The 7,504-nt window shown below is 40.6% G+C and carries 4 protein-coding genes and 1 rRNA gene; 4 read left to right on the top strand and 1 reads right to left on the bottom strand.

Features of this window, described 5'->3' with window-relative positions:
* The first annotated feature begins 92 nt into the window (after positions 1 to 92).
* The 4 genes from DI060_RS09880 (at position 93) to DI060_RS19060 (ending at position 6,341) form a co-directional block, all read left to right on the top strand.
* Positions 93 to 2,075, top strand: a complete 1,983-nt coding sequence (locus tag DI060_RS09880) for an adenylate/guanylate cyclase domain-containing protein (protein WP_108976313.1) — start codon at positions 93 to 95, stop codon at positions 2,073 to 2,075.
* Positions 2,076 to 2,643: 568 nt separating this feature from the next.
* Positions 2,644 to 4,008, top strand: a complete 1,365-nt coding sequence (locus DI060_RS09885; protein ID WP_167836968.1) for an Lcl C-terminal domain-containing protein — start codon at positions 2,644 to 2,646, stop codon at positions 4,006 to 4,008.
* Positions 4,009 to 4,454: 446 nt separating this feature from the next.
* Positions 4,455 to 4,976, top strand: coding sequence for a hypothetical protein (locus DI060_RS09890; RefSeq protein ID WP_108976317.1), 522 nt, complete (start codon positions 4,455 to 4,457; stop codon positions 4,974 to 4,976).
* A gap of 1,059 nt (positions 4,977 to 6,035) precedes the next feature.
* Positions 6,036 to 6,341 (top strand): hypothetical protein, encoded by a 306-nt coding sequence (locus DI060_RS19060; protein WP_209452020.1) that lies wholly within the window; start codon positions 6,036 to 6,038, stop codon positions 6,339 to 6,341.
* A 1,081-nt stretch (positions 6,342 to 7,422) separates the two neighbouring features.
* Here DI060_RS19060 and DI060_RS09900 read toward each other — a convergent pair.
* Positions 7,423 to 7,504: ribosomal RNA gene (locus DI060_RS09900) — 23S ribosomal RNA — on the bottom strand; the annotation flags it as partial.

The raw sequence follows: 7,504 nt of genomic DNA on the forward strand, positions 1-7,504 counted from the left end.
AATCGATTCATCTCTTTTTTTTAAAAACTAGCTCTATCAAATCTTTGCTCCCGTCTAAAAACGGCAGATTCTTTTGACAAGCCAAGTCGGAAATGATGAGAATTATTGTTTTATTATTCCTATTTGCCTTAGGCAGTCAATGTTCGACTGAGACACGAGAAAACTCTCTAAACGGAGCCTGGGAATTTATTTATTTACCGGTTTCTGAATCCTTTCCTTCAAAAGATGACCTTAAATGGAAAGCGTTTGAGCCTGGAGAGAATCTCTATACTCCGAATTCTCGCGTAGGGATCCTGTGGTATCGGACTACTTTTAACATTCTTCCTGGCTATAAATTGATGATACCGCCTGCAAGTGTCCCTGGTCTTTACCGAGTTTACGTTGACGGAGTTATGGTTCACTCATTTGCCTCGCTATCGGAAGGTAAGGCCGATGTTCGCAAAGTCTGGCCTATTATAGATTTACCTCCACCGAATAAAAATAATCCGCAACATTCTAATCTTCTGATTTCTGCACATAATACGGATGACTATGGTGAAAGAGGCATCATGGGACCGATCTGGATAGGACCTGCTGACTCAATCCAAACTAGATTCCTACTTTCCCAGGCGGACACTCTCTTTCTCGGACTCGTCTTCTTAGCCTTGAGTCTTGCGACTTTTGCGGTCTCAATAGGCTTCAGTCGAGATTGGGGCACCTTTAATTTTGGCTTTTTTCTGGCTTCTCTTGGTTCCTTGAGTGTTTTACGGTCGGATCTTGCATGGTATCTCAGTGGTTTAGGGGACGAATGGTTTACACTCCTTCGCCTTTCTTTTTTCTCCGTGCCTATAGGTTTATTTGGTATCGCATTGCCTATGTTTCGTGGAAAATCTAGGCGTATACTCTTTGCCCTCTACTCTCTTTTAGGTTCCTTCTTTTTTCTTTCATTCGCAAATGAGTTTACACTAACATTGAACGTATGGTTTGTGTTTCGTATTTTTTTGCTCATCATTATACCAGGAGCACTAACCTTGGGAGCTCTGTCCATCATAGCCGCTATCCATGGAAACCGAGAACTTCGGCTATTTTCCATAGGTCTTTCTCTTTTTCTATTTGCCGCACTTATTGATCTCGTAGATCGTTTTCTAGAACTGATCCCTTTTGGTTTGATCCATTGGGCACTGATTGCGTTCGTGGGAATCGTTCTATTTTTAATTACAGATAGGTTCTTTCAGTCACAAAGAGATCTAAGAGCCTACACAGACAATTTAGAAAAGACAAATCGTTCGCTTAGAAGATTTGTTCCCGATCAATTTTTAGATATTCTTGGCAAACCTTCACTTGTAGAAGTCAATCATGGCGATCAGGTTCAGCGAGAGATGACTGTTTTGTTCGCAGATATTAGATCATTTACTGAACTTTCAGAGTCGATGACTCCTCAAGAGAATTTCAATTTCCTTAACTCCTACTTACAGCGTGTGGGTCCTATTATTCGTGAGAACGGAGGATTTATCGATAAATACATCGGTGATGCCATTATGGCACTATTTGACAGCAGCGAGGATGCGGTACGTGCAGCGATACAAATGCATGCAATGGTACGATCACATAACCAAGTTCGTATCGATACAAACCGAGTCCCAATCAAAATAGGCATAGGCATCCACCGAGGTATGGTAATGCTCGGAACCATCGGAGAAGTCGAGCGCATTGACAATACAGTGATCGGAGATGCTGTAAATATTGCCTCCCGCTTAGAAGGTTTAACATCTGGGTATGGCGCGGGAGTATTATTGAGTTCTGATGTAGTACATGAGTTAAACGGTGATTATAAACTCAGAACCTTAGGAAAACATTTAGTAAAAGGAAAGCGCCTTCCTGTGCTTGTGTTTGAATTGCTCGATGTTGACACTCCAGATATATCTGAAAAAAAATTAGAGTATGATCCTTTCTTCCAAGAGGCAATCAAACATTTTGCAAAAGGGCAATTCAAACTTGCCCAAAAAACCTTATCATCATTGGTCCAATCAAATCCATATGATGGAGCAGCACAACGAATTCTGGAAAGATGCAAACGAATGTTACGTGTAAAATAAAGTAAACATTCTACGAGATCTTATTCAATCTTCTTTTCTTGACCAAATGACTATCCAACACTTTCCCTGACTCAATCGAATTGGAGATGTCCAATGATCGATTCACGGATTCTGCTTAAGTAATCCTTCAAATAAGTATGATGCATGGACGGATGGCAAGTCCAGCGAAGTATTTTCTACAATTAGGATCATCAGATCGTACGCTTCAAATTTTCTGCAGGAAAATTGCCTAATACTTTATCCCAAGGTTCTCAGGACTTATCCTAGAAATTATAGCTATGCCAGAGAATGAAAATTAGTCTCTTCAGCTCAATCACAATTCAATTATTTATTTTGAGTTGATGAGAATCTTCAACATCTTAGCCTATTCAATTGTATTTTGGCAGAAGCTTCATACGTATAAAACCTAGGATACCATCCAGTGCATATTATTACTCATTTCTTTTGGTTTGTGCTACCTCCCAGTCATGCGAGAAGATTCTTTTTTTTTATTCTTTTTTTAACAAGTTGTAAGTCTCCAAACCTCAATGACCCCTGTGATCCCTCTAGTGAAAAAAGTAGAGAGCGGTTGCTACTCAATACAATTTCTAGACAATTCACTTCATTCTGTGGTTTAAATTCTAACAATAATGCGAATTCACTAGGATCCAAAATCATTACGAGCTTTCGGTTTGCGTCTGGTCAGACAGGCTTAAACAAAGACTACGTTGGAAGCATTTCAGGAACAAATATAAACATCGAGATCCCATATGGACTAGGATTAAACCTCGTTCCTACCTTTGAATTCACGGGCAAGTCTGTCTCGGTCGGTAGTGTTGAACAAACCTCCGCGAGCACAATCAATAATTTTGCATCTAACAGCATTTATACTGTCACTGCCTTTGATGGCACTACGCAAAACTATACGGTCAATGTATATCAGATCACTCCAGTGGCAGATACTGGACAAACTAATTGTTTCAATTATGGCACTCCTGCAAGTTGTGCAACGACCTCGGCTAGTTTTCCAAACCAAGATGGAGAGCTGCAAAATTTTCCCAATGCCAAAGGTACACAACCCATCACAACTAACTCTGGCTATCCGAACGACCCAATCAACAAAGATACCCTAAAAGGTATTGTTTGGAAAACCTGCCACGAAGGTCAGACTGGTTCCGGGTGCGCAGGCACTGCAAGCAATCTAGATCATACATCTGCTACTACTGCCTGCAATAATTTAAATTCTTTAAATTCGGGTGCAGGCTATGCGGGTTTAAAAAACTGGAGGCTCCCCAGCATACAGGAGTTAAATCAGTTGATGGAATACAATGGCTCTACCAATAATACAAATTATTGGAACTCTACCTTATTCCCCAATCCACCTTCATCAAACACATCTCCTTTTGCCTGGTCTTCTTCCACTCTCATCGGAGCGGGAGCTGCCATGAGCCATAACAATCAATACATTACCAATACAGCTACTAGTTCATTCAATCGAGCCCATTGTGTTAGTGGGTTCCCACAACCTAGCTTTGATATGGTTGACAATGGCAATGGCACTATCCTCGATAAACGTACCAAACTCATTTGGCAAAAATGTGCCTTAGGCCAAACCAATGATGCTTCCTGTACGGGAACACCCAGTTTACAAAACTGGTCAAACTCACTCTTAGGTTGCAAAAATTTGACTTTGGCCGGTAAATCTTGGCGTTTGCCCAACGTGAATGAGATGGTGACACTCCTTGATCTGAGTTTACTCTCGACCCAAAAAATCAATGCCACGTACTTTCCGAACTTTTCAGCCGCAGGTGTAGCTTATGACACGAGTTCTGCTAACCAACAGAATGTTGTGTACAATCAAATGTTCATGCCAAGTGCACCGGAATTCCAAGGAATCTCAGGGAAGGGTGTAAGCAATAATTACAATGCTCGCTGTGTCGCTGGACCGGAATAAAGTTACCTATAGCCTCTTAATATCTGCTTGCTTGGCATTTCCAGCGCTTGGCGATAGAACTTAAGCCTTTTACCCTCTCTCTCGACCTATTGGAAGAGAAAGAGCTGCAGCAAATGCCGGTTTGCAATAGCTTTACAGAGGTTTAAATCGAATATATACATGTTTTCCCACCATACGAGGGGAGAATTCGCAATAACTCTATTACTTTGGTCCCTTTTCTCTGAAAAAACCAAATTTTGGGGTATTAAATCAAAAAACTACTGAGAAATCGACTTGCGGTACTTATGTGGAAGTTATTGAGCTGTAAGATTTCAATAAATTCTTTGCCTTTTAAGATTCAATGAAATGTTTTATATTTTAGATAAAAATATAATTTACTTTCTGAGATACTTAATCGAAATAACGCATAACAATAAGTAAGGGACTTTTTAAAGTTAGGAGAAAATATGAAGAATTTAAGATTGGGCGCTTTTTTGATTATAGCTTTCAGCTTAGTCTTTAATTGCAGCACGACTGCAAAAAGAGTAGGTGACTATCAAGCGCCAAACTACCAAGTAATTAAGCTAAGTGATAAAATCACCTTGAAGTATTTACCTGAGGCTGAGACTGAAATCAAAGGTGGAGATGTATTCAAGGAAGAGGTATTCCTCAATTTGTTTAAATCCAAATTGAAAGATAAGGGTGTATTTTCAGAAAAGGCTAAGGAAACCATCGAAATCCAAATTAATGATGCAAGATTTCGTTCTGCCGGAGTGGCAATTTGGGTTGGTACCTTCGCTGGAGCGGATTCTATCGATATAGATTTAACTATTAAGGATGCGAAAGGAAATATCATCGATCAGCATAAAATAAAAGTTTCCTATGCATTGGGTGGTTTCGGTGGTGGCCCGAATAGTGTAAGGTCTGAATACTTTTACAATAAAATTATCAATCTAACATTACAGCAACTAGGTTATCCCACAGATTAACAAAACCTAAAATTGGCGGAGTCAGGCTTTTTGCCTGACTTTCTTAAATAGATTTTTAGCTTCTTTTCGTATAGTGAACTTTCAATAAACGAAAAACGATGTATACAGATTAGCAGCTCCTTCTGTGTTGAAAATTTTGGCAAATTGTCTAGTTAAGTTTACTTTTAAATTCATTCACTGGAGCTTTTTTAGGAATGACTTTAGGATTCATTAATAGGAATCCGATTCTCTTCTAGGATCGCAACTCTGCGTTAAATTAAGATTTAAATCAGCTTACTTATCGATTACTTTCTCTCGATACAATCTCCTTGAAAAACATCTGCCTAGCGTTTAAAAGTCTATCTTCTAGTCGAAATTTTGCGAATGCTAGTTGTTACCAAAATTTGGAAGCAATGAAGCTGGATTGAATATACAAAAACATAGAATCCAAATTGCTAGTTAATCAAAAAATTGGAATCATTTTCAGCTGTAATGGATGGAGAGATTATCTCAGTATCGAAGTAAATAATTTTATTCCTAAATAGAATGATGTTATTATTAACCTTTCATCTTTAACTCCTTCTAAAAAATTAATCCGTAAGTTCATTTTATTTAAATTATCTTTTGCTCTATTGATTCTAGTTAGGTCATTTCTCCAAAAAATGATGCTTAGAAAGACTCAATATACCCTTGGATCTGAGGATCCAGGCTTTTATTCTTTTCTAACAATCTACATTCGACAAGGCTTCTATCTTTAAAGCTCTCCTCTTCCACGATTGATTCCCATCAACCACGTCACGGGAAAGCCTGCGGAGCACAAAGCAGCAATGCCTCGACTGCGAGACTACAATTCGCGGGCGTGATGCAAAGCATTTAGCCGCGAAATTGTTCGGCGCCGACCACCAAACAGAACGTAAAGAAACAAACAATGCTATCGTGACATACAAGAACCTAATCCTGTATATTGTAATATGGTCAAGCTCTGGCGATTCGTATCACATGGCTGATCCAGCGCTTCGCGACTGAACTTACACCAGTGACCCGCAGTTTCGACCCATAAGGAGAAATTGCGCCTGCAAGGTGGCTGAATGGAATGAAGCCAAAACGAGGTCGTCTGCCCGGACTACAACAGGTGCGATCTTATCTTCAGGTGGGCTTCCCACTTATATGCTTTCAGCGGTTATCCCGTCCGAACACAAGGGCAATGCACCTGGTGGAACAACAGATACACAGTGTCCCTTCGGGCCAGACGAGTTTTGGCTAGGCTACGCTCCGCCAAACTCGCATTCTCGCTCCCTATGGGTCGGCTTGCGAATGGTTCGACCAACCCGATCCTCTCAATTGGTTTTGTTAGTTAGGGCGTTCCCGATTTGGTTGGTGTTTTAAAATTTTTTAGTAAAAGGGTCGGGCTCTCCCTCGACGAGGGCGCACGGTCGATCCCTAACGCGGAGAAAGCAAGATTAATTTCTCCCTATCCAATAATCTAGTTCTCGATGTTGATTTGCAACTGCGATGATAAGGATACGATCTGCCTCTATCGATTATAAAATCTTATATGGAAACTTATGAAAGATATACTTCCTTATTTCCCCAGATTCTACTGACCAAGCCATGGGATAATCCGAGATTCTTTTTATGGCTTTCCAGATTTCTTCTCGAAATCGTAGACAAAGACCATCGTATTCCATTTCATAAAAAATAGTGGCATCGCCCAATACATTGCCTTTGGACTCTTTCATAAAAGCCAAAATATAGTCGCCTTTAAGCCGGCTGGCTTCCTATAATGAGCATTGTGTCGCGAATATCGGGCATCCCTCTTGATTTTTTGGGTGTGGTTCTGGAAAAAACCCTACCAACTTCCTACATGGTCATGGTTGACGATTCATTTTTCTATAATTCTCAACACAATACCACTTTTCCTACCGTAAAATAAAAAAGCCCGTATCTTTCGACACGAGCTCATTAATCTCAAAACAACTAAAATATACAACTTCTTCTCTTCAGTGTTCATTCCCGCAAACGCCACCTCAAACTAAAACGAGGGAAAGCCTGAGCTCCATGTCTTCCTAACTCCTTCTCACGGGACATCCATGTCCAGACTCGCGAGCTACGCACTCCTGCTCCGCCACCGATGGAAATACATTCCGCAATAGTTACTTAAAATAGAAAATCAACATCCCGCAAAATAAAAAAGCCTCACATCTTTCGACGTAAGGCTTCTCCCAACTTTTATACGACAAGGCTTCCATCTTTTTAGCTCTCCTCATACACGATTGATTCTCATCAACCACGTCGAGGGAAAGCCTGCGGAGCACGAAGCAGCACTGCTGCGACTGCGAGCACCCAACCGTTTGCGTGACCCTCGGGGTCTAGCAAACGAGTTGTTCGGGGCCGACCACCAAACAGAACGTAAAGAAACAAACAATGCTATCGTGACATACAGGAACCTAATCCTGTATATTGTAATATGGTCAAGCCGATCGAGCGATTAGTATCACTTGGCTGAATCCATTACTGAACTTACACCTGTGACCTATCAACCGGGTCGT

Source organism: Leptospira ryugenii (assembly GCF_003114855.1).
Classification (GTDB): Bacteria; Spirochaetota; Leptospiria; order Leptospirales; family Leptospiraceae; genus Leptospira_A; species Leptospira_A ryugenii.

Bases quoted from the DNA above. Each gene is read 5' to 3' on its own strand.
- DI060_RS09880 (WP_108976313.1), top strand. From the start codon at position 93: ATGATGAGAATTATTGTTTTATTATTCCTATTTGCCTTAGGCAGTCAA.
- DI060_RS09890 (WP_108976317.1), top strand. From the start codon at position 4,455: ATGAAGAATTTAAGATTGGGCGCTTTTTTGATTATAGCTTTCAGCTTA.